Annotated in this window: 20 protein-coding genes and 1 tRNA gene; 10 read left to right on the forward strand and 11 right to left on the reverse strand. The window is 45.7% G+C overall.

The window, feature by feature from the left end; translation table 11 throughout:
• Positions 1-3: 3 nt before the first annotated feature.
• The 4 genes from B5F78_RS08455 to B5F78_RS08470 form a co-directional block, all read right to left on the reverse strand.
• Positions 4-777 (reverse strand): prephenate dehydrogenase, encoded by a 774-nt coding sequence (locus tag B5F78_RS08455; RefSeq protein ID WP_022039593.1) that lies wholly within the window; start codon positions 775-777, stop codon positions 4-6.
• A gap of 115 nt (positions 778-892) precedes the next feature.
• Positions 893-1,960: a bifunctional 3-deoxy-7-phosphoheptulonate synthase/chorismate mutase type II gene (locus B5F78_RS08460; protein ID WP_022039592.1), complete on the reverse strand. Its 1,068-nt coding sequence runs from the start codon at positions 1,958-1,960 to the stop codon at positions 893-895.
• Between the two features lie 136 nt (positions 1,961-2,096).
• Positions 2,097-3,281 carry a pyridoxal phosphate-dependent aminotransferase gene (locus B5F78_RS08465; protein WP_087406489.1) on the reverse strand — a complete coding sequence of 395 codons (1,185 nt, stop codon included), beginning with the start codon at positions 3,279-3,281 and terminating at the stop codon, positions 2,097-2,099.
• Entirely contained in the window at positions 3,256-4,098 is an 843-nt protein-coding gene (locus B5F78_RS08470) for a prephenate dehydratase (RefSeq protein WP_022039590.1), read from the reverse strand. The genes B5F78_RS08465 and B5F78_RS08470 overlap by 26 nt, the downstream gene beginning before the upstream one ends.
• A gap of 430 nt (positions 4,099-4,528) precedes the next feature.
• Between B5F78_RS08470 and B5F78_RS08475 the strand changes: the two genes are divergently transcribed.
• The 3 genes from B5F78_RS08475 (at position 4,529) to B5F78_RS08485 (ending at position 8,699) form a co-directional block, all read left to right on the forward strand.
• A complete protein-coding gene (locus B5F78_RS08475) occupies positions 4,529-5,707 on the forward strand; it encodes a MalY/PatB family protein (RefSeq protein WP_087208775.1) in 1,179 nt (392 codons plus the stop codon).
• A gap of 108 nt (positions 5,708-5,815) precedes the next feature.
• The gene (locus tag B5F78_RS08480) at positions 5,816-6,694 is read left to right on the forward strand and encodes a hypothetical protein (RefSeq protein WP_087406490.1); all 879 of its coding nucleotides are present in this window, start codon (positions 5,816-5,818) and stop codon (positions 6,692-6,694) included.
• A gap of 46 nt (positions 6,695-6,740) precedes the next feature.
• Complete coding sequence (locus B5F78_RS08485) at positions 6,741-8,699, forward strand: biosynthetic peptidoglycan transglycosylase (protein WP_087406491.1); 1,959 nt, start codon at positions 6,741-6,743, stop codon at positions 8,697-8,699.
• A 321-nt stretch (positions 8,700-9,020) separates the two neighbouring features.
• On the opposite strand, the gene B5F78_RS08490 is transcribed toward B5F78_RS08485, so the two are convergent.
• Positions 9,021-9,995, reverse strand: coding sequence for an ROK family protein (locus B5F78_RS08490; RefSeq protein ID WP_087208768.1), 975 nt, complete (start codon positions 9,993-9,995; stop codon positions 9,021-9,023).
• Positions 9,996-10,155: 160 nt separating this feature from the next.
• Between B5F78_RS08490 and B5F78_RS08495 the strand changes: the two genes are divergently transcribed.
• The 5 genes from B5F78_RS08495 to B5F78_RS08515 all read left to right on the forward strand — a co-directional run bounded on the left by B5F78_RS08495 (position 10,156) and on the right by B5F78_RS08515 (position 15,983).
• Positions 10,156-10,875, forward strand: coding sequence for an ABC transporter ATP-binding protein (locus tag B5F78_RS08495; RefSeq protein WP_022039062.1), 720 nt, complete (start codon positions 10,156-10,158; stop codon positions 10,873-10,875).
• Positions 10,876-10,883: 8 nt separating this feature from the next.
• The gene (locus tag B5F78_RS08500; protein WP_022039061.1) at positions 10,884-12,134 is read left to right on the forward strand and encodes an ABC transporter permease; all 1,251 of its coding nucleotides are present in this window, start codon (positions 10,884-10,886) and stop codon (positions 12,132-12,134) included.
• 27 nt (positions 12,135-12,161) lie between these two features.
• The gene (locus tag B5F78_RS08505; RefSeq protein WP_022039060.1) at positions 12,162-13,406 is read left to right on the forward strand and encodes an ABC transporter permease; all 1,245 of its coding nucleotides are present in this window, start codon (positions 12,162-12,164) and stop codon (positions 13,404-13,406) included.
• Positions 13,407-13,547: 141 nt separating this feature from the next.
• Positions 13,548-14,648: an efflux RND transporter periplasmic adaptor subunit gene (locus B5F78_RS08510; protein WP_022039059.1), complete on the forward strand. Its 1,101-nt coding sequence runs from the start codon at positions 13,548-13,550 to the stop codon at positions 14,646-14,648.
• 12 nt (positions 14,649-14,660) lie between these two features.
• Positions 14,661-15,983, forward strand: coding sequence for a TolC family protein (locus tag B5F78_RS08515; protein ID WP_022039058.1), 1,323 nt, complete (start codon positions 14,661-14,663; stop codon positions 15,981-15,983).
• A 204-nt stretch (positions 15,984-16,187) separates the two neighbouring features.
• On the opposite strand, the gene B5F78_RS08520 is transcribed toward B5F78_RS08515, so the two are convergent.
• The 5 genes from B5F78_RS08520 to rsmI form a co-directional block, all read right to left on the reverse strand.
• Positions 16,188-17,003 carry an SDR family oxidoreductase gene (locus tag B5F78_RS08520; RefSeq protein ID WP_022039057.1) on the reverse strand — a complete coding sequence of 272 codons (816 nt, stop codon included), beginning with the start codon at positions 17,001-17,003 and terminating at the stop codon, positions 16,188-16,190.
• A gap of 28 nt (positions 17,004-17,031) precedes the next feature.
• Positions 17,032-17,481, reverse strand: a complete 450-nt coding sequence (locus tag B5F78_RS08525; protein ID WP_022039056.1) for a Fur family transcriptional regulator — start codon at positions 17,479-17,481, stop codon at positions 17,032-17,034.
• 21 nt (positions 17,482-17,502) lie between these two features.
• Positions 17,503-17,994 (reverse strand): DUF4251 domain-containing protein, encoded by a 492-nt coding sequence (locus tag B5F78_RS08530; RefSeq protein ID WP_087406492.1) that lies wholly within the window; start codon positions 17,992-17,994, stop codon positions 17,503-17,505.
• Positions 17,995-18,238: 244 nt separating this feature from the next.
• Positions 18,239-19,093 carry a Cbp1 family collagen-binding glycoprotein adhesin gene (locus B5F78_RS08535; RefSeq protein ID WP_022039842.1) on the reverse strand — a complete coding sequence of 285 codons (855 nt, stop codon included), beginning with the start codon at positions 19,091-19,093 and terminating at the stop codon, positions 18,239-18,241.
• Between the two features lie 29 nt (positions 19,094-19,122).
• Entirely contained in the window at positions 19,123-19,797 is a 675-nt protein-coding gene (gene rsmI, locus B5F78_RS08540) for a 16S rRNA (cytidine(1402)-2'-O)-methyltransferase (protein WP_022039841.1), read from the reverse strand.
• A gap of 183 nt (positions 19,798-19,980) precedes the next feature.
• On the opposite strand from rsmI, the gene B5F78_RS08545 reads away from it, so the two are divergent.
• The gene (locus B5F78_RS08545) at positions 19,981-20,586 is read left to right on the forward strand and encodes a thymidine kinase (protein ID WP_022039840.1); all 606 of its coding nucleotides are present in this window, start codon (positions 19,981-19,983) and stop codon (positions 20,584-20,586) included.
• A gap of 120 nt (positions 20,587-20,706) precedes the next feature.
• Positions 20,707-20,779: transfer RNA gene (locus B5F78_RS08550), tRNA-Lys, on the forward strand.
• A gap of 37 nt (positions 20,780-20,816) precedes the next feature.
• Here B5F78_RS08550 and B5F78_RS17160 read toward each other — a convergent pair.
• The coding region (locus B5F78_RS17160) for a hypothetical protein (RefSeq protein ID WP_206421935.1) at positions 20,817-21,204 on the reverse strand (388 nt) is incomplete at its 5' end.

Here is a 21,204-nt window from a genome sequence, read left to right on the forward strand (position 1 = left end):
ACATTACTTTATATGTCCTCGAATCTTTTCCAGATAGGCACGCATCCTCCCGGCGTCTTTTTTGCTGATGATGTCCAGCAGCTCGTTCAGTTCGGTGCGGATGCCTTCCACGTGTGCCGGGGTGCGGGGGTTGAACAGGATTTCCTGTAACAGGTAATCGTCTTCGCTCAATACGCCTTTGGCGATAGCCATGTGGCGTTTGAATGTGGTGCCCGGCGCATCCTGGTGCTTCATCACCGCCGCAAAGGCGAAAGTAGACACAAACGGGATGGAAAGCGAGTATGCCATGGTCTCGTCGTGCTCCTCGAACGTATATTCGAAGATGTTCAAGCCCAGGCGTTGATACAGGTCTTTAAAGAATATCTTGCCCAGATGGTCGCCTTCCTTGATGATGATGGCGTTCTCCGAACTCAGTTGGTCTAAGTTGGCAAAGGTCGGTCCGAACATCGGATGGGTAGATACATAACGGAATCCGCATTGCTCGTAGAACGCCTGCAGGTCGGTCTTGACCGAAGCGATATCGCTGATGATGCAATCCTTGGGCAAGAACGGCATTACCTGGTTGAAGGCTTGAAGGGTGTATTTTACGGTTACGGCGTTGATGACCAGTTCGGGACGGAAAGCCTCGATTTCTTCTTCTTTCGTAAACCGGTAGCAATTGTACATGAAGCGCAACCGCTTCGGGTCGGTTTCGAATACAGCCACTTCGTGCTCAAAGCTCAATACATCGGTAAAGAAGGAGCCCATTTTACCGGCTCCCAATATCAGAATCTTCATCTTTTTTATTTACGATTTACTATTTACGATTTAGCGATTTATCATTTAGTAATTTGTGTCTCATTCTTGTTGAAACCCTAAATTGTAAATAGTAAATCGCTAAATCGTAAATCTTTTATTTATTAATGATTTCCAGTTGCTGGCGCACGCTTTCTTCGTGGATGGCTTCGAATACGGTCTTTACGAATTCTGGATCCATGCCGCAGAGGCTTCCCTGGGCACCGCGCTTGTCGAGGATTTCGTTGTAACGTCCGGTCTGCAGGACGGTCATGTTGTGTTCCTTCTTGAACGTACCGATTTCGCGGCATACACGCATGCGTTTTGCCAAAATCTCCATCAGGTTATTGTCGCACTCGTCTATCTGCTGGCGCAATTCGTGCAGGCTTTCGGTGGTCTGGTGTTCCTTGCGGATGACCAGCAGGTTGAGGATGTAGTCGAGTACATCGGGCGTGACTTGCTGCGAAGCGTCGCTCCAGGCGCTGTCCGGATTGCAGTGCGATTCTACGATGAGTCCGTCAAAACCTAAGTCCATGGCCTGCTGGCAGAGCGGGGCAATCAGTTCACGTTTGCCTCCGATGTGGCTCGGGTCGCACAGGATGGGCAGAGCCGGGATGCGGCGGCGCAATTCGATGGGGATATGCCATTGAGGCAAGTTGCGGTAGATTTTCTTGTCGTACGAAGAAAAGCCGCGGTGGATAGCTGCCAGACGTTTCAGCCCTGCGGCGTTGATGCGTTCCAGTGCGCCAATCCATAACTCCAAGTCAGGATTAACAGGGTTCTTTACCAATACCGGGATATCCACGCCTTTCAGGGCGTCGGCTATCTCCTGTACGGCAAAGGGGTTTGCCGAGGTGCGTGCGCCAATCCACAGGATATCAATGCCGGCTTTCAGGCATTCGTACACGTGTTTGGCAGTAGCTACTTCGGTAGCTACATACATGCCGGTTTCCTTCTTCACGTTCTTCAGCCAAGCCAGCCCTTCCACGCCGATTCCTTCGAAGCCTCCGGGTTTGGTGCGTGGCTTCCAGATGCCTGCACGGAAGATTTTGACTCCTTTGTTGGCAAGTTGGGTTGCGGTTGACATCACTTGTTCTTCTGTTTCTGCACTGCAGGGGCCTGCAATGACAACGGGACGTTCTTTCGATACGCCTTCCAGTTCGATGGGTTGTAATTCGAGTTCCATATCTTTTGATTTTTTTGAGTTCGTAAGTTTAAGTTTGCTAAAACGCAGATTAACGCAGATTTTTATTGTTACAGAAAATGCAGAACTTTAAATTATTATCTGTGAAAATCTGCGTTAATCTGCGTTTCATATCTGATTACATGATTGCTTGAATCCGTTTGAGCGCTTCCGCCAGCTTCTCGTCTTTGGCGCAGAGCGAGATGCGGATATACCGCTTGCCGTTGCTTCCGAAGATGAATCCGGGGGTGATGAATACACGGGCTTCGTGCAATACCTTTTCGGTCAGGTCTTCCACATCGGCATACGTGTCGGGGATTTTCCCCCACAGGAACATGCCTACTTGTTCGGGGTCGAACGTGCAGCCCAAGGCGTGCATGATTTCCTCTGCCAGCTTCCGGCGGCGACTATATACGTTATAGTTAGCTTCCTCGTGCCATTCCGCGCTGTTCCGGTATGCTTGCGCTGCGGCAAGCTGCAAGGGGCGGAACGTGCCCGAGTCGATGTTGCTCTTTATCTTCAGTATCCATTGGATGAATGTGGCATTTGTGGCAATCATACCTACACGCCAGCCCGGCATGTTGTGGCTTTTGCTCATCGAGTTGAACTCGATGCAGCACTCTTTCGCCCCTTCAATGTTCAGGATGCTGATGGGCTTGCGGTTCAGAATGAAGCTGTACGGGTTGTCGTTTACTATCACGATGTTGTGCCGGCGTGCGAAGTCTACCAGCTTTTGATACAGTTCCAAGGTGGCATTGGCTCCGGTGGGCATGTTCGGATAATTGGTCCACATAATCTTCACGCGGCTCAGGTCCATCCGTTCCAGTTCGTCGAAGTCAGGTTGCCAGTGATTATCTTCTCTGAGTGTATAGTTGACGATTTCGCTTCCCAGTATCTTGTTCAGGGATGTATAGGTAGGATAACCCGGATTGGGCACCAATACCTGATCGCCCGGATTCACCAAAGCCAGTGTCACGTGCAGGATGCCTTCCTTCGAGCCGATAAGCGGTTGGATTTCGGTATCCGGATTCAGGTCTACATCGTACCAGCGCTTGTACCAGTCTGCCATGGCACGGCGCAATTCAGGGATGCCCACGGTAGGCTGATAGCCGTGCGCGTCGGGTTTCTTGGCGTTCTCGCACAACACGTTGATGGTTTCTTCCGAAGGCGGCATGTCAGGGCTTCCGATGCCCAGGCTGATGACGTCTTTTCCTTCGGCATTCATGCGTGCCACTTCTTTCAGCTTGCGGCTGAAATAATATTCGCTTACATTCGCCAGCCGGTCGGCAGGCTGGATGTTATAAAGTTGATTCTCCTTCTGCATATTCTCCTAATATTTTAAGTGCTTTGGTAAGCGGGGTTACGGCATCGATAGCTTGTTTATATCTCAGATAGTCGGTGAACATTACATCGACGTAGAACATGTATTCCCATTCGCGTCCGATGATGGGCAGCGACTGTATCTTGGTCAGGTTGATTTTATAGAACGAGAAGATAGACAAAACTTGCGAGAGGCTTCCTTCGTTATGGGGAAGAGAGAAAACGATACTCGACTTGTTCAGCTTCGGGCGTTCGCGTAAATCATCGGCTATCCAAGGGTCGCATACCACGAGAAAGCGGGTGAAGTTGTGTTTATTAGTTTCGATACCTTCTTGCAGGATTTTCATGCCATAGAGTTCGGCAGCATATTTCGAACAAATGGCAGCATGACCTTTCAGCCCTTTTTCTTTGATGTCTCGTGCACTGGCTGCGGTGTCTTCGGTTTCTACTACCTTCAGTTGCGGATGGTGCTGCAGGAAGTCACGGCATTGTGCCAGTGCTACAGGATGCGAGTTGACTTCGGTCAGTGTGCCCCAGTCTTCGCCGGGCAGGCACATAATGCTGTGGCTGATGCGCAATTTGTGTTCGCCTATGATGGTGGCTCCGCTATCACGAAGCAATTCATAGTTATGGAGCAGGCTACCCGCAATGGTATTTTCGATTGCCACCACTCCGAGGACGCTGTCGTCTTGCTTCATTTCGGCAAACACTTCTTCGAATGTGTTGCAACAAATCAGTTCGATGGTTTCATCCTTAAAGTATTTGTGGGCCGCAATGTCGTGATACGAGCCCAAGACTCCTTGTATGGCTACTTTTTTCATTTTCAAAATGCTTTAAATAAAAAAAATCCCGTCTTCGTTTCGGAAGCGGGATTTCGTATCATTTTTTAGTTTGGTTTTCTCTCTTGTTTGTTATCGTTTAACGTATGCATACAAACTCCCGCTTCACTTCATTGCTAAAGTAAAAGTAATAAAAGAAAAAGAAGAAGTATGTAGCAAATGTTTTCATACGTTTGTTTTGTTAGTTTGTTAGCTTTACGGGTGCAAATGTAATACTTTTCTTTAAAAAACAAACAATTTATGAACTTTTTCTTGAAATAATTTTGGAGATAATCAGAATCGGCTACCTTTGTGAGCTGTTTTCGGGGAAGATTTGACACTGATTGATATCGGTGTCTGACCAATCGGTAAACGAACTTTCCTAACGTTTGATTTCTAGTCTTTATAATGGCTGATACCTAACATATACCGTATGATTTATAATTTTGATGAACAAATAGACCGTCGCGGCACGGATGCCGAGAAGATAGACGGCATGAGAGCAATTTGGGGAAGAAGTGATTTAATTCCGATGTGGGTGGCAGATATGGATTTTGCTACTCCTTCTTTTGTTGTTGATGCCATACGCCGGCGTTGTGAGTGTCCGGTGTTAGGATATACCGCAAAACCGGACAGTTATTATCAGGCTATTATCCGTTGGGTGAAGGCACGCTATGGTATGGAGGTGAAACAAAGCCAGCTTCATTATGTACCAGGTATTGTACCAGGGCTGGGGATGGCACTCAATGCCTTTACCCGTCCGGGTGATAAAGTGTTGATTATGCCTCCTGTCTATCATCCTTTTGCCTGGCTGGTGACCCGTAACCGGCGCGAATTGATTACGTGTCCGCTGGTATTGAAAGACGGGCATTACCGGATGGACTTGGAACTGTTTCGCCGGTTGGCGAAAGACATAAAAGTATTTATCTTATGCAATCCTCATAACCCGGGAGGCGTGGTATGGACACGTAAGGAACTGGAAGCCATAGCGGCTATCTGTGCCGAAAACAATGTACTGGTATTCTCTGATGAGATACATGCCGACCTTACGCTTCCTCCCTACAAGCATGTGCCTTTTGCACTTATTTCGGAAGAAGCCCGTGAACATTCGGTTACGTTTATGGCCCCCAGTAAGGCTTTTAATATGCCGGGCTTGGCTGCTTCGCATGTCATCATATATAATAAGGAATTATTGAACCGTTTTCATACTTACGTGGAGGCAGGCGAACTGGATATGGGACACGTTTTTGCTTTCCTTGCAGTAGAGGCTGCCTATTCGCACGGCACGGAGTGGCTGGAACAATGTATCGCCTATATCCAAGGTAATATCGATTATGTAGACGAATGTCTGAAAACGCATATGCCCAAGATAAAGGCTATGCGTCCGATGGCATCCTACTTAATTTGGCTGGATTGCCGGGAACTTGGTTTACCGCAAAAAGAATTGAATGCTTTTTTTGTAGAAAAGGCTGGGCTGGCATTGAACGATGGAGAAATGTTCGGCAAAGAAGGCATTGGTTTCATGCGGATGAACGTAGGCTGTCCACGTGCTGTAGTAGAACGGGCGATGAAACAACTGGAAGCGGCATATCGCGGGTTACCAATTGCCTGAAATCCCTATCACAAATAGGAAAGTCCCTACCAATGTGTGGGGACTTTCTGTTGCAGGAGGAATTTTATCCTCCTATTTTTGTATCAAGAAATTTAAACCGTTACCCATATGAAGACAAAAAAATGTATATGGAGCCTGCTCCTTGTCATCTGTTGCCTGACATCATCGGCCATGGCTTCCGGATTGGGGGATATCCGCATCAATGCCCGCTTCCTTACCGACCGGATGGCGTTTGAACTGAATTTGACCCAAACACAGTACAACGACCTGTACGAGGTCAATTACGACTTTTTTCATTGCGTCGACCCGTATGTAGCCGCTATGGCACGTTCGGAGTCATATGCGCTTGATGCTTATTATCGTTATCTGGACGAACGGAACGATGACTTGCGCTGGATTTTGTCCAGTGCCGAGTATGTGCGGTTTATGGCATTGGATTATTTTTTCCGTCCGGTTTATGCGATGAACAATATCTGTTATCTGCGTGTTTACAAAATGTACCCCAATCGTACGTTCTTTTATTTCGACCGTCCGGCACACTACTTGACTTATTGTGGGGCACATAGCCGGCACCATTGTGGCGGAAGAAGTTTTTATCAGAAACGTTACCCAAGGGTGTACCATCATGCGATATATCGAGGAGATTTCCGTTGTCATCCCGATAATAGGAAGCACGATTTTATGGCAAGGCGTCCATCCTCTGGACCCGGTTATCATTTTACCCCTGCGCATCGTCCTCCGCATCCGGCAATGAGTCCAGAGAAGCCTCACAGACCCGCGCATCGTCCGGACATCCGGCCTTCTCATCCGGCTAAACCACATCCCCGGCGTCCGAATGTAAAACCATCACGGACGGATAAACCCGGCAAACATCCGATAGCCAAGCCTGTACATCCGAACCGTAAACCACAGACACGTCCGCGTCCGGAACGTCCGGAACGGAATGTCTCAAAAGAAAGAGGCAACAGACTCTTGCACAGAACCTGAGGATGATGTATTTTTGTGGGTGATTAGTTGACAAGATACCCAGAATATGATGATATTGAAGCGAATCGGTATAGTGATAGTCTTGCTCGCGATATTTTCGGGAGCAGGACTTTTTTTGTTCCGTGGCACTTTGCTGCGTCATGTGGTGAAGGGAAAGATAGAAACTTATTCGGACCGTTATGGACTTCGGATAGCGTATGCTTCGTTAAAGATGCCTTCACTTGCTACGGTCCGGGTAGAAGGGGTAAGTGTGGTTCCTTTGCATCGGGATACGTTGTTGAAACTCCGTTCGGCAGAAGTTGAGCTCGAACTCTTACCTTTGTTGCAGGGAAATTTGTCGGTAAAAAGCATGCATACCGATGGCTTGACGTGCCGGTTTGTCAAATGCGGAGGTAAATCGAATTACGATTTGTTCTTTCAGCGTATACCACAGGAGCCGCGTGGGCAGGAAACAGAAGATGTTGTTCCTATCGGTTATGCCAGGCGGGTAGAACAAGCGTTGGGAGCATTGTTTCGTTTGCTCCCCGAAGATGCTACGCTTCGTCACACTACGTTTATGGGTGAGCGTGATTCACTTCAGACCGTTTTTATGATTCCGGACCTTGTATTGGAAGACCGGAAATTTGTTTCTGAAATCGCAGTATCGGAAGAGAAGATGAACGGGAAATGGCGAGTAGCAGGTACACTTGACTGCAAGACGCGCCTGATAGAAGGGAGTATTGCTTCGGCTGAATCCGGAAAGCGTATCGTGGTGCCTTATATTCTTCCGCATTACCAGACGTTTGTGGCATTCGACTCAGTGGCATTCAGTATGAAACAGGAACCGTTTTCGGCCGGCAATCAAACTCTTACCGGATATACCGAAGTGGGTGGGCTGGAAATACATCACAAGGCTTTGTCGCCCGACACGATTGGATTAGACAAGGGAGAAGTAGAATATATGGTACATGTCGGTGAACGTGCGTTCGAATTGGATAGTGCTACTACCGTCCGTTTCAACCGCCTTTCGTTTCATCCTTTCGTGCGTGCCGACAAGACCGACAGATGGCACTTCACAGCATCTGTTCATCGTCCTTCTTTCCCGGCACAAGATTTGTTTGCTTCTCTTCCTTCTGCCCTGTTCAGTCATTTGCGGGGCTTGGAGGTAGAAGGAGAATTGAGTTATGACCTGAATGCCGATGTGGATTTCAACTGTCTTGACAGTTTGAAATTTTCTTCCAATCTTCGTGGGCACGGATTTCGTATTCATCGTATGGGGACTACCGACTTGTCACGGATGAGCACGGAGTTCGAGTATACGGCTTACGAGCACGACACCCCTGTGCGTACATTTGCCATTGGCCCGTCAAATCCTCATTTCCGTCCGCTTTCGTGCATTTCCCCTTTGCTTCAGATGGCAGTGATGCAATCCGAGGACGGTAGTTTTTATTATCACGATGGCTTTTATCCCGGTGCTATCCAAGAGGCATTGGCATATGATTTACAAAAAGGAGGGTTTGCCCGTGGAGGCAGTTCCATTACGATGCAGCTGGTAAAAAATGTTTTTCTGAATCGCCATAAGAATATTGCACGCAAGCTGGAAGAAGCCTTGATAGTCTGGCTTATCGAGTCGCAGCATCTCACCTCGAAAGAACGTATGTATGAAGTTTATCTGAATATTATCGAATGGGGACCGTTGGTATATGGGGCGGCCGAGGCAAGCCGTTTTTATTTCGAAAAAGAACCGTCTGAGCTGACGGTCAGTGAAGCTATTTTCCTGGCATCCATCATTCCACGGCCGAAACATTTCCGTTCGGTGTTTAATCCTGATGCCACATTGCGTGAAAATCAGTTGGGATATTATCGTGTCATTGCCCGGCGTCTTGCGGTCAAAGGACTGATGACGGAAGAGGAGGCTGAAGCATTTGTGCCTGATGTACAAATCAGAGGGGAGGCCCGTCGGCTGGTACTTCAGCCAGACACACTGATATCGCCGGTACATGCTACTGCATGGGAGGCTGAATGAATATAGCTGCATCGTACAACGGATATAGCTGCCTTGCTTGTAAGATTATTAATCTTCATGCCGAAAGATTATTAATCTTCACGCTGTAAGATTAATAATCTTACAAACAATGCAGTTATATTGCGAAAAGACCAATGTCTTGCTTGTCATGCTGGATGTGTAATCCGGCGTAATTGAAAAAGCTGATTTGCAACCCTGCGTGACACTGGAAACAGGCTTTGTTCTACTATAAATTATAATTGTAAGGATCTAAAATTAAAGCCGGACGATACATCACGTACCATCCGGCTTTGATTGTTTTTTGTCGTTTATACCGACTCGTTAGTTTTCTTTTACTTCCCATCCCAAAGCGCTGGCGCCTAATACGGCTGCATCAGCATCTTTCAGTTGAGAAAGAAGTATTTTTGTTTTGCCTTTGAAGATGTTCAGCACATTGTCTTCCATAGCTTTCTGGATAGGCTTCATGATGTAATCGCCCGATTTGGCCAATCCTCCGAACAGGATGATGGCTTCGGGGCTGGAGAAAGCAATGAAATTAGCCAGCGCACGGCCCAATATGTCGCCCGTGAACTCAAAAATATCTTGAGCCAGCTTGTCGCCTTTTACGGCTGCATCATAAACGTCTTTCGATTGGATTTCTTCGGCCGGGACATTGCGCAGCAGGCTGGGCTCGGAACGTGCTACCAGAAATTCGCGTGCCGTACGTGCCACACCGGTTGCTGAACAATAAGTCTCCAGACATCCTTTACGGCCGCATCCGCAGATACGTCCTTCCTTGTCTACGATGACGTGACCCAGTTCGCCTGCGAATCCATCGTGACCGTATACCAGTTGTCCATTAATGACAATACCGCTTCCTACGCCTGTACCTAAAGTAATCATGATAAAGTCTTTCATACCGCGTGCGGCTCCATAGGTCATTTCACCGATGGCAGCTGCATTGGCATCGTTGGTCAGGGCAGTAGGAATACCCAGACGTTCTTCGAACATGGCAGCCAGGGGGATGATGCCTTTCCATGGCAGGTTAGGCGCAAATTCGATAGTGCCACTATAATAATTGCCGTTGGGCGCACCTACACCCATCCCTTTGATTTTGTCGGAACCTCCGAATTGTTCCAATAACGGACGCATCTGCTCGCATACGGCATCGACGTAATCTTCTACTTTTTCAAATTGGTGTGTCTTGATAGAATCGGAAGCCAGTACGGTTCCGCGTGAATCAACAATACCGAACACGGTGTTTGTTCCACCGATGTCCATACCTACTACGTAGGGTTTTTCCATATTTGTTGCCATGACATTAAATCGTTTAAAGGTTAGTTATGAGAACAAAAGTAAGCAATCGGGCACAACGGAGCAAATTTTTAATGAATTTATTTAAGCTGTTGCGTAACTTTTTATATCTTAGCAACGTCTAAAGGGCATAAAAACGAAAGAAAAACCAAAATTTTACATTATGATACAACTAAAGGATATCAATAAAACTTACCATAACGGAGCTCCGCTTCATGTGTTGAAAGGCATTGATTTGACTATCGGGAAGGGAGAATTTGTTTCTATTATGGGAGCTTCAGGTTCGGGGAAATCCACCTTATTAAATATATTGGGCATTCTTGACAATTATGATTCGGGTGAATATTACCTGAATGATGTGCTTATCAAAAATCTGAGCGAGACGCGTGCAGCCGAATACCGCAACCGGATGATCGGGTTTATTTTTCAATCGTTCAACTTGATTTCGTTCAAGAATGCCATGGAGAACGTGGCCCTACCGCTTTTCTACCAAGGTGTGAACCGAAAGAAACGGAACGAACTGGCTATGGAATACCTCGACAAGCTGGGACTGAAAGAGTGGGCACACCATATGCCCAACGAACTTTCGGGCGGGCAAAAGCAACGTGTGGCCATTGCGCGTGCTTTGATATCGAAGCCGCAAATTATTTTGGCTGATGAACCTACCGGTGCACTGGACAGCAAGACTTCGGTGGAAGTGATGAATATCTTGAAAGACCTGCATGACCGGGAGGGACTGACCATCGTGGTGGTGACGCACGAGAGTGGCGTGGCCAACCAGACGAACAAGATAATCCATATCAAAGACGGCGTCATTGAACGTATTGAAGACAACATTGACCATAACGCTTCACCTTTCGGACAAAATGGTTTCATGAAATAAGTAATCTTATGGTAGACTTAATACAAGAAATATATGGCACCATTATGCGTAATAAATTGCGCACGGCTCTGACGGGCTTTTCGGTGGCATGGGGGATATTTATGCTTATTGTGTTGCTGGGTGCAGGCAACGGACTGATACATGCCTTCGAAGGACAATCGGAAGATATGCTAATGAACTCGATGAAAATCTATCCGGGATATACTTCAAAGCCGTTTCAAGGCATGCAGGAAGGAAGAAGCATTTCACTGGATAACCGTGACCGGGAGTTGAGTGCTACGGCTTTTCCCGAACATGTCATTGCTACGGGGGCTACGGTGAGCCAGAGCGATGTCACTCTAACCTATGGCAAAGAGTTTTTAAGCATAGGGGTGGATGGGGTATTTCCCAATTATCCAGAACTGGAAGCAATGAAACTGAAAGAAGGGCGTTTCATCAACGAACGCGATATGGCAGAACGCCGCAAAGTGATGATTCTCCATGAAAAGACTGTAGGAATGCTTTTTCCGCAAGGACATGCAATAGGAAAATACGTCAATGCCAGCGGAGTCAGTTATCAGATAGTCGGGGTCTATAAGGACCAGAATAGCTTCTCGCCTACTGCGCTTGTACCTTTTACTACCTTACAGACGGTGTACAGTAAGGGAGACAGTATTGACAACATTACGTTTACCACCAAGGGCTTGACAAACGAAGCCGACAATGATGCTTTCGAAGCCGACTATCGCCGTATGCTGGGAAGCCAGAAACAATTCGACCCGTCTGACGACAGTGCCATTTGGATATGGAACCGCTTCACGCAATACCTTCAGCAGCAGACTGCCACAAAGATCTTGCATATAGCCATTTGGGTAATCGGAATTTTTACTTTATTAAGCGGCATTGTGGGCGTGAGCAACATTATGCTGATAACGGTACGCGAACGTACGCACGAGTTCGGTATTCGTAAGGCGTTGGGAGCAAAGCCTTTGTCGATTCTCCGGCTGATTATTTCAGAAAGTGTGACCATCACGACTTTTTTCGGATACCTTGGCATGGTAGCAGGTATAGCGGTGACCGAGTATATGAACATGGTGGCAGGTAAGCAGACCATGGATATGGGAGTGTTTTCAATGACTTTCTTTGAAAATCCGACGGTCGACCTTTCCATTGCCATTGAAGCTACTTTGACATTGATTATTGCAGGAACATTAGCTGGACTTTTTCCTGCATTGAAAGCTGTAAAAATCCGTCCGATAGAGGCATTGAGGGCAGACTAGTACATTGACAAGAGAAATATTTAAGTTATGAAACAGTTCGATTTAGATGTTTGGGAAGAGATATTGGTTACCATTACCCGTAACAAAACCCGCAGTTTGCTGACAGCTTTCGGTATCTTTTGGGGGATTTTTATGCTCATTGCACTGATGGGGGGAGCGCAAGGCATGCAGCAGATGCTTTCGCGGGAATTTGAAGGATTTGCCACCAATTCAGGATTCATGGGTGCGAACAAGACCAGCAAGGCTTATAAAGGATTCCAGCAAGGACGGTACTGGGATTTGGAAAATAGTGATGTAGACCGTGTCCGCCGGAGTGTAAACGAAGTAGATATTATTACTCCCAGCTTGGCAAAGTGGGGAGTGGACGTGATTTATAATGAGCAGAAAATTTCGGGAACATTGAAAGGGCTTTATCCCGAATATGGCAAGATAGAGGAACCGATGATTACTTACGGACGATACTTGAATGACATGGATGTGAAAGACCGGCGCAGGGTATGTGTCATAGGAAAACGTATCTACGAGACGCTTTTTCCCGGTAAGGAGAATCCGTGTGGAAGGTTCATCAAGATTAATGGCATCTATTATCAGGTAATTGGAGTAAGTGTTTCATCGGGGAATATTTCTATAAACGGGCGTTCGGAAACTTCTGTGACTATCCCTTTCACTACGATGCAGCAAAACTATAACTTCGGGCAAAAGGTGCAACTCTTGTGTTATACCGCCCGCAAGGGATACTCTATCAGCGAGGTGGAAAAGAAAGTGGCACAAGTGGTGAAACGTGCGCATTACATTCATCCCGATGACAGCCAGGCAATGATACAGGTGAATGCAGAGGCTATGTTCAGTATGATGGACAATTTGTTTTCGGGTATCCGTATCCTGGGATGGATGGTAGGATTAGGTACCCTGCTTGCAGGTGCCATCGGTGTGAGCAATATCATGATGGTAACGGTAAAAGAACGTACGGTGGAAATAGGTATCCGCCGTGCCATCGGTGCCCGGCCGAATGATATTCTGCAACAGATTCTTTCAGAAAGCATGGTTTTGACCATCCTTGCCGGTATGGCGGGAATTGCTTTTGCAGTCTTCTTGCTGAATGTGGTCGAGGTAGGAACTTCCGAGCCGAATGCACCCACGCATTTCTTGATTAGTTTTTGGGAAGCTGTCGGGGCATGTGTCCTTTTGCTTTTCCTTGGCTTGCTTGCGGGACTGGCTCCTGCTTATCGTGCAATGTCGGTAAAGCCGATTGATGCGATTCGTGACGAGTGACGCCTACCACAGACTGCACTGATTTTAAAAATAAAAACGGGAATAGAAAATTTGCCATAAGAGTGCACAGACGAGGAAATCTTTTTTATCTGTGTAATCTGTAGTGAACAAAAAAAGAAACAAATAAAAACCATAACCTATATGAAGAAGTTTATGAAAATTGCTGTACTGGTTCTGATAGCCATTGTGTTTATTGGGACATTTGTATTTCTTTATCAGAAATCGCAGCCGGAAAAAGTGAGTTATCAAGTGTTGAAGGCAGAAACCAAAGACTTGGTACAGACTACTGTTGCCACGGGAAAGATAGAGCCACGTGACGAGGTGGAAATCAAGCCACAAATATCGGGTATCATAGCTGAAGTGTATAAAGAGGCAGGACAGACCGTGAAAGAAGGTGAGGTTATTGCCAAAGTAAAAGTGATTCCTGAACTGGGCACACTTAATGCAGCAGAGAGCCGGGTCCGGCTGGCAGAGATGAACGGCAAACAGGCGGAAATCGATTTGGAACGTATGGAAAAACTTTACCAAGGTAAGCTGGTAAGTAATGAAGAATACGAAAAGACGTTGCTTGCTGCCAAGCAGGCACGTGAAGAACTTCAGGCAGCAAAAGACAATCTGGAAATCGTGAAAGAAGGCATTACGAAAAACAGTGCTTCATTCAGTAGTACGTTGATACGTTCTACGATTACCGGATTGATATTGGATGTACCTATCAAGGTGGGAAATTCGGTGATAATGAGTAATACTTTCAATGACGGAACGACGATTGCTACTGTGGCAGATATGAGTGACTTGATATTCCGTGGAAATGTAGATGAGACTGAAGTGGGACGTATCCGCGAAGGGATTCCAGTAAAAATCACCTTAGGAGCCTTACAGAATATGAAGTTTGATGCCGTATTGGAATATATATCTCCTAAAAGTACAGAAAATAATGGCGCCAATCAGTTTGAAATCAAAGCTGCTATCGATGTGCCCGATAGTGTGACTATCCGTTCGGGGTACAGCGCCAATGCAGAGATGGAATTGCAACATGTTGACGGCGCGTTAACTGTTCCCGAAAGTGCCGTCGAATTTAGCGGTGATTCTACTTTTGTTTATGTATTGACAGATAGTGTGCCTGACCAGAAGTTCAAACGCCAGCAAATCGTAACAGGTATCAGTAATGGCATCGATACGGAAGTGAAACAAGGATTAAAGTCCGGTGACAAGGTTCGCGGACTGAAAATAGAAGACCAATAAATATTCGCGATGATGAAATTCAGTTATTTATTTATAGGGATAGGAGCCATGTGTATGCCTGTGCATGCTCAGCAGGCATGGACATTGAAGAAATGCATTGATTATGCCATCGAACATAACCTAACCATCAAGCAGCAGGAAGCTTCTGCCGAGCAGAGCAAGATAGAACTGAGCACAGCGAAAAACAGCCGTCTGCCCGATCTGAACGGAAGTGCATCGCACTCTTTTAGCTTCGGCCGAAGTTTGCAGGCAGACAATACTTACAATAGCATCAATACCCAAAATACAGGCTTCAGCCTTTCTACCAGTGTGCCGCTTTTTACCGGATTGCAGATTCCTAACAACATTGCCCTCTCGAAACTTAACCTGCAGGCTGCTCTTGAAGACCTGAATGCTGCTAAAGAAAATGTCAGTATACAAGTGGCATCCAGTTATTTGCAGGTCTTGTTTAATGACGAATTGGCACGTGTGGCGCACGAACAGGTCGACCTCAGCCGTGAAATGCTGGTACAGCGCGAAGCTTATTTCCGAAATGGCAAGGCCTCGGAGTCGGAACTATATGAGGCTAAGTCACGCGTGGCTCAAGATGAGTTGTCGGCAGTGCAGGCAGACAACGACTATCAGTTGGCATTGCTTGACCTCAGTCAACTGCTTGAGTTACCTTCTCCTGACGGATTTGCTATCGTTTCGCCCCAAACTGATGCCGTGGAGAATTTGGGCACCCCGCTTCCACCTGCTGAAATCTATGCCGATGCCTTGCTGATAAAGCCTGTCATCAAGGCGGCGCAATATCGTTTGGAAGGAGCACAAAAGAGCATCCGCATCGCACAAAGTGCTTACTATCCTCAGCTGAGTTTAGGAGCAGGGTTGAGTACTAATTATTATAAAATGTCAGGCATGGACAATGCAGGCTTCGGTTCACAGCTGCGAGATAATTTTAGCCAGTATGTGGGGCTGACATTGAGCATCCCTATCTTCAACCGTCTGGCAACGCGCAATCGTGTACGGAGTGCACGCATCCAACAAACTACGTTGGGATGGCAACTGGAAGATAGCAAAAAAACTTTGTACAAGGAAATACAACAGGCGTATTATAATACGTTAAGTGCTCAGACACAATACACCAGTAGCCGTACTGCAGCCGAAGCTGCTAAGGCCTCATTCGACTTAATGAAAGAACGTTACATGAATGGCAAGGCGAATGCTACCGAGTTTAATGAGTCGCGCACGGCATGGATGCGTGCGGTGTCCGATCAGCTGCAGGCGAAATACAACTATATCTTCCGCTTCAAAATACTAGACTTTTACCGTGGCGTGCCTTTGGAGCTGAAATGATGTGCTAAATTTCTTGGCAGTACTGATTCAGAAAAAGGATAATCCTCTTCGTTGAAGAAGATTATCCTCTTTTTTTGAATGTTCGCATAGAAGAAACTGTTTTGAACTTATCATGTGCTGATTGGGGTTTGCAGACTTTCATTTTTTATATGTCGAAACACATAGGATTTATAAATTTGTAATGGTGAGTACACCTGTAGTTAATCAGACGCCGCTGAATGCGCTGAAGCCGCCGTCTACAGCCAATACAGCACCCGTGATGAAGCTGGCAGCATCACTACATAAGAACTGTACAGCACCGTTCAGTTCAGAAATATCACCAAACCGCCGCATCGGGGTTTTGGCAATGACCTTCTTGCTACGGTCAGTTAGCGAACCGTCGGGGTTAATCAGGATGGCACGGTTCTGGTTGCCGATGAAGAAACCGGGGGCGATGGCATTGACACGGATTTTCTCGCTGAACTTGATTGCCATTTCCTGTGCCATCCAGCGTGTAAAGTTTTCTACAGCACTTTTCGCCATTGAATAACCAGGTACACGGGTGATGGATTCGTAGGCAGCCATCGAAGAAACGTTAACGATAGCACCACTCTGTTGCTTTGCCATGATTTCACCGAACACCAGACAAGGGTAAACCGTTCCGTTCAGGTTCAGGTCAACCACTTTGTCCAAATCTTCAACTTTCATGTCGAAGATGTTTTGGTCTACTGTCAGTGTACCACCTGGAATATTTCCTCCTGCGGCATTGACCAAAATGTCTACTCGTCCCCACTGGGCCAGTACTTCGTCTTTTACTGCATTCAGACTTTCAATGTCGAGTACGTTACATACTGTACCTCTTATTTCACCTCCTGTCTGTTTCAGGCGTTCTACAGCTGCATCTACGCGGTCTTTGTGGGCACCGATAATGATTACTTTAGCACCGGCACGTAAAAAACCTTCTGCAATATTACTCCCTAACACACCGGAGCCGCCGGTTACGACGGCTACTTTTCCGGCAATACTGAAAATTTCGTTCATAATGTTTTTACTTTAATTAAATGGATATTTAGATTGGTTGTTTATTCGCTTGCCTGCGTTGACGAGTACAGTCGCGGCAGATTCCCTTCGCCATATAGTTGATGCTGTGCATGTCGAAACCTTCGGGCAGATTTACCACAGGAATGTGTATTCCTTTAAAACAGAATGTACGGTGACACACTTCGCAATAAAAATGCGTATGCATGTCGTCAATGCTGCATGCATTTTCTCCCGAACAGATTTCGTATTTCAGCGACCCGCTGCCGTCTTCGATGTCATGTATCAGGTGGTGGGCAAGAAAAGTGTTTAAGGTACGAAATATAGTTGATTTATCAACCGTTTCGAGTATTGTCTCTAAGTCAAGCAACGAAACCGGATGTTCAGCTTCTACCATTGCCTTGAATACTAAAAGACGTATGGAAGTAGGTTTTACGCTTTTCTTTTCCAGCCGGTCAATATAGTATTGGTTATTTTCCATAAAAACGGATATCTTTATTTATTATTGCATTTCTTCGGCCACTATTTCTCCACTGTAACGGATTGGTTGCCTGTTGTACATCGTGACAGAAACCGTTACAGAACCTCCTGTAGAAATGTCGAGATAAAAATCGAAAACATCTTCTTCGGTTTTCGAAGAAAAGCGGACTTCGTATCCTTTCTTTTTCTTTTCAAGGCAAAAGCCCGTAATTTCCGATTGGAAATGTAAGCCTTTTCCACCTCCGTAAGGCACCGAGTAAGCTCTTCCGAAATAGGGAAGATATACGTCTACCGAATCGTTTTTCATCTTCAGGCTGTAAGAACTTGTCAACGGAATACTCCTTCCCCGCATGGGATAAGCCATCGATACATCTACCGTGAAACAACGGTTGTCCAGTTGTTTCTCAATGTAAATTTCGGTTGTATCCTTTTTTGTCTCACTTGCCTGCGTTCCGGCATTTCCGGTCAAGCATACACATGCCCAAAGTATGAAAAGCAAACAGATTTTTCTCATTTGTTTTTGTTTATGCTGATTTCGGATTGCAAGTTAGCTAAAAAAAATGAGAACTTACCTTATAAAATGAATAATTGTTTGGATAAATAAAGATAAACTTAGGTATTTGGCTGTATCAGATTGGATAATTTTGTTTGGAGAAATTCAAAACAACTCCTAAGTGTTGGTGTGAGAGAACATGTAAAATGAATTGTGCCCAACATTTATCGGGCACAATTCATTGTTTAATTTAATATGAGCCGTGTTAACGTACTTGGATAACCAGATAGCGTGATACACTCCAGAACTGGCTGGGGTTTGTGATTTTCAGAGTCAACTGTCCTTTGTCATCTTTTACCAGTTCGTATGAACCTTCAGGATGTGTAGTCAGCAGTTCAGCGCGTTTGGAGTAAAGTTTGATTTCTTTGTCCTGACGGATATCAATTTCAGTAAAATAATCCTTGTTAAATTCGTTATCTTTTAATACATCTCCACGTTTCAGGATTTTCTGGTCTTTCAGTTCCGATTTTGTTCCGAATACATACCAGGCAGTATTCAGTGCCTTGTCTTGTGCCACTACAGTTTCCGTTTTGGCTTCATTTTCTGCCGTCAGTTCGTCTACGTTTTTGTTCAAGTCGGCTACAGCTTCATCCAGTTCAGCAATGCGGATGTTTTTCGAAGCCAGTTCTGCCTGCAAGGTTTCTATTTGCTTTTGTTTCGATTCCAGTTCAGCGGTCAGGTTCTGGATTGCTTTTTTCAGTTGTGCAGACTGGTAGTTGCTATTTTGCAGCTGTTTCTCCAGTTCTGCAATTCGTGCACGATTGGCTTGCAATTTCTGGCTGATGAAACGGATATCTTCCTTGATTTTCTCTGCACTCGATTTGCTTTCCATTGCATCACCTTTCAAGTCAACACGGTTTTCGGCTTCATTAATTTCGCGGAAGCCTTCTTGTATCTCGTTGAAAGCTCCCATAATCTCATCGAGTTCTGCATCCCGATTAGACAATTCCAGCATCAATGAGTCGTTTTGAACTTGTAATGCGTCTTTTTTCTGCCCCGAATTTGTACAGGAAGCCAATAAGGCTGCTGCGCATAGCGAAAATAAAACAACTTTCTTCATAGTTTCTTATCTGTTTAGAATTTATACTTTTATTTTTCTTTCCCTGCAAGTATGATTACTATTTCTCCTTTAGGTTCGGCAACGGTGAAATGCGCTATTACTTCTGCAAGCGTCCCTCGTACGCTTTCCTCATGTATTTTTGAAATTTCCCGACAAACAGAAACCTGCCGTTCTTCACCGAAAAGTTCGGCGAATTGGGTTAAGGTTTTTACCAGCCTGTATGGAGATTCATAAAATATCATCGTCCGTGTCTCTTCTGCCAGTGAGTTCAAACGTGTCATCCGTCCTTTTTTCTGAGGCAAGAAACCTTCGAAACAGAAGCGTTCATCCGGCAGTCCTGAGGCTACCAATGCCGGAACAAAGGCTGTTGCCCCCGGCAGGCATTGCACTTCGATGCCGTTCCTTACGCATTCGCGGACAACCAGAAATCCTGGGTCGGAAATGCCTGGCGTGCCTGCATCCGATATCAAGGCGATGTTTTCTCCAGCCTTGAGCCGCGTGATGATGCTCTCCAGTACCTGATGTTCATTGAACTTATGGTAAGATTGCAGAGCGTTCTTGATTTCGAAGTGCTTCAGCAGAATACCCGATGTGCGGGTGTCTTCCGCTAAAATCAAGTCGACCTCTTTCAGCACCCGTATGGCACGCAATGTCATGTCTTCTAAATTGCCTACTGGAGTAGGTACTACATACAGTTTACCCATATTTGTCATTTATAATATAGCAAAGGTAGAAAGTTTTTGATTGTATGTGTTAATTTGCTCCATTATTTAACAGAAGTTGTATTATTCTAGCCTAAAACATCGTTTTTTAGTCTGGACTGTATTCTTTTTTGCTTTAGAAAACGTACTTTTGCAACCGCAATTATTCAAACAGAAGATCATATCATGGTAGTATTTTCAGAAGACCATACACAAGAAACTTTTCGTCGTGGACGAATTGAGGTGATATGCGGTTCGATGTTTTCGGGTAAAACTGAAGAACTGATACGCCGCCTGAAGCGTGCAATGTTTGCTCGCCAACAAGTAGAAATATTCAAACCAGCTATCGACACACGCTATTCGGAGGCGGAAGTGGTGTCACACGATAATAATTCCATTAAGTCAACTCCGGTAGAAACATCAGCGAGCATTCTTTTGCTTGGCTCCGAAATTGATGTGGTTGGTATTGATGAAGCACAATTCTTTGATGAAGGCTTGATAGGTATCTGCAACGAACTGGCTAACCGCGGGGTACGGGTTATCATCGCCGGTTTGGATATGGATTACAAAGGTGTTCCTTTCGGTCCGATACCCGGATTGTGTGCCATAGCCGATGAAGTGACGAAAGTGCATGCTATTTGTGTGAAATGTGGTGATTTGGCATATATTTCTCACCGCACGGTAGCGGATGACAAGCGTGTGTTGCTTGGCGAAAAAGAAGAATACGAGCCTTTATGCCGGAGATGTTACCAAAAAGCGTTACGAGGGAAATCTGGTAGGGAAACAGAGTAAGGAGGTCGGGGAAAGAACCGAAAAATGAAATAATCAGAAAAAAAACTTCAAAAGTTTTGCCAGTTCAAGAAAAGTGTCTATCTTTGCACCCGCAATCAGAAATGATGGCAAAACAGGTTTGATTCGCTAGCTCAGCAGGTAGAGCACAACACTTTTAATGTTGGGGTCTTGGGTTCGAGCCCCAAGCGGATCACTCAAACAAAAAGCAAAACAATGAGAACCGCTGATAATCAATCATTATCAGCGGTTTTTCTTTTATCTCCCACCTGCATTTCGGGGCAAAATGGGGCAATAAAAACAGGTGAAATAGGTGGACTTGATTTCCACCGGAACAAAGTCCACCTATTTGCATCATACTTCTCTGATTTCCTGCGTTTTGCGATATGCAACTTGGCACTAAAATCCTCTATAAGGAGTCGGATATAGGAAAACAGCAGAATGACAACAGGCAGGAAGCATATCAATAAATGGAATAAGGTTTTGAAGAACATTCCATAAAAGGACAGGCTCTTAGAAGCTGTTTTGAATTTCTCCAAAAAGTTTTTCTTGGCTTGATGTATCCGTTTTCGTGTGTGCTTTGGGCGATTTTTTGGTCCTTTTCGCTCCTGTTCTTCGTCA

It is taken from the genome of Bacteroides sp. An279, assembly GCF_002159615.1.
Taxonomy (GTDB): domain Bacteria; phylum Bacteroidota; class Bacteroidia; order Bacteroidales; family Bacteroidaceae; genus Phocaeicola; species Phocaeicola intestinalis.

What these genes read in the sequence shown, in the direction of transcription:
- B5F78_RS08525 (WP_022039056.1), bottom strand. Translation starts at nt 17,481, where the DNA reads ATGGAAAATAACCAATACTATATTGACCGGCTGGAAAAGAAAAGCGTA.
- B5F78_RS08505 (WP_022039060.1), top strand. Translation starts at nt 12,162, where the DNA reads ATGAAACAGTTCGATTTAGATGTTTGGGAAGAGATATTGGTTACCATT.
- B5F78_RS08535 (WP_022039842.1), bottom strand. Translation starts at nt 19,093, where the DNA reads ATGAAGAAAGTTGTTTTATTTTCGCTATGCGCAGCAGCCTTATTGGCT.
- B5F78_RS08500 (WP_022039061.1), top strand. Translation starts at nt 10,884, where the DNA reads ATGGTAGACTTAATACAAGAAATATATGGCACCATTATGCGTAATAAA.
- B5F78_RS08485 (WP_087406491.1), top strand. Translation starts at nt 6,741, where the DNA reads ATGATGATATTGAAGCGAATCGGTATAGTGATAGTCTTGCTCGCGATA.
- B5F78_RS08495 (WP_022039062.1), top strand. Translation starts at nt 10,156, where the DNA reads ATGATACAACTAAAGGATATCAATAAAACTTACCATAACGGAGCTCCG.
- B5F78_RS08475 (WP_087208775.1), top strand. Translation starts at nt 4,529, where the DNA reads ATGATTTATAATTTTGATGAACAAATAGACCGTCGCGGCACGGATGCC.
- B5F78_RS08470 (WP_022039590.1), bottom strand. Translation starts at nt 4,098, where the DNA reads ATGAAAAAAGTAGCCATACAAGGAGTCTTGGGCTCGTATCACGACATT.
- B5F78_RS08545 (WP_022039840.1), top strand. Translation starts at nt 19,981, where the DNA reads ATGGTAGTATTTTCAGAAGACCATACACAAGAAACTTTTCGTCGTGGA.
- B5F78_RS08520 (WP_022039057.1), bottom strand. Translation starts at nt 17,003, where the DNA reads ATGAACGAAATTTTCAGTATTGCCGGAAAAGTAGCCGTCGTAACCGGC.
- B5F78_RS08455 (WP_022039593.1), bottom strand. Translation starts at nt 777, where the DNA reads ATGAAGATTCTGATATTGGGAGCCGGTAAAATGGGCTCCTTCTTTACC.
- rsmI (WP_022039841.1), bottom strand. Translation starts at nt 19,797, where the DNA reads ATGGGTAAACTGTATGTAGTACCTACTCCAGTAGGCAATTTAGAAGAC.
- B5F78_RS08480 (WP_087406490.1), top strand. Translation starts at nt 5,816, where the DNA reads ATGAAGACAAAAAAATGTATATGGAGCCTGCTCCTTGTCATCTGTTGC.
- B5F78_RS08490 (WP_087208768.1), bottom strand. Translation starts at nt 9,995, where the DNA reads ATGGCAACAAATATGGAAAAACCCTACGTAGTAGGTATGGACATCGGT.
- B5F78_RS08465 (WP_087406489.1), bottom strand. Translation starts at nt 3,281, where the DNA reads ATGCAGAAGGAGAATCAACTTTATAACATCCAGCCTGCCGACCGGCTG.
- B5F78_RS08460 (WP_022039592.1), bottom strand. Translation starts at nt 1,960, where the DNA reads ATGGAACTCGAATTACAACCCATCGAACTGGAAGGCGTATCGAAAGAA.
- B5F78_RS08515 (WP_022039058.1), top strand. Translation starts at nt 14,661, where the DNA reads ATGAAATTCAGTTATTTATTTATAGGGATAGGAGCCATGTGTATGCCT.
- B5F78_RS08530 (WP_087406492.1), bottom strand. Translation starts at nt 17,994, where the DNA reads ATGAGAAAAATCTGTTTGCTTTTCATACTTTGGGCATGTGTATGCTTG.
- B5F78_RS08510 (WP_022039059.1), top strand. Translation starts at nt 13,548, where the DNA reads ATGAAGAAGTTTATGAAAATTGCTGTACTGGTTCTGATAGCCATTGTG.